Raw genomic sequence first — 685 nt, forward strand, 5'->3', positions numbered from 1 at the left:
TCCTGGAGGAATCTATAGACGCAGATTTTCACCGCCACTGGTATCTCGTCATTCAACGGCTCGATCGCACTATCTACCGATGCCCCTGTACGTGATTGGTAGTGCTCGACTGCTCGGCGGGCCGCTTCGCTGAGTGACAGGGTCTCGATGTGGGGCAAGATCAAGCCACGGCAGATGATGCGGATATCGCGTATCGCCTCGTCGAGGCTCTCTTTGATTGTCGCAACCTCTTCCTCACGGGTAGCTCTATTGCTGTCGTCGCTGAGGATCTGTTCGCTATCCATGCGCAGAGCAGCGTAGGCCATAAGCTGTGCTGGCCCATCGTGCAGGTCCGCGCCCACCCTCCTGAGAAATTTTTCGTTGAGGGCGACCGCTCGTTGAGAACCTTTCTTGACACGGTGGGTAAGATCGAGGTTCTCCTGAAGCTGACGTTCTATGGTTCGGCTTCCGCGCAGGACGATTGCCGAGAGGATCAGGAAAAAACCGGCCGTTACAGTGATGGTCACGACCCAGCTTCTAAAACGCGCCCGTGTCAGGCTGCGCTCGAGCTCTCCCGCCCTTTCGTAAAACTCTGTGACGGCAACAACCTGGCCCGACCAGGGCTGTAGGATCGGATTGTAAATCTCAAGCAGAGGCTCACCAACTGCTCGTTCTGCATCGCTTTCAGGATCATCGACCTCGTCGA

Annotated in this window: 1 protein-coding gene; it reads right to left on the reverse strand. The window is 56.4% G+C overall.

Annotated features, from left to right (window positions below):
• Nucleotides 1-685: histidine kinase (locus tag MRBLMR1_RS28255; protein WP_500067052.1), on the reverse strand; the 685-nt coding region annotated here is incomplete at both ends.

The sequence above is a fragment of the Neorhizobium sp. LMR1-1-1.1 genome, assembly GCF_040675795.1.
GTDB classification, from domain to species: Bacteria; Pseudomonadota; Alphaproteobacteria; order Rhizobiales; family Rhizobiaceae; genus Neorhizobium; species Neorhizobium cellulosilyticum.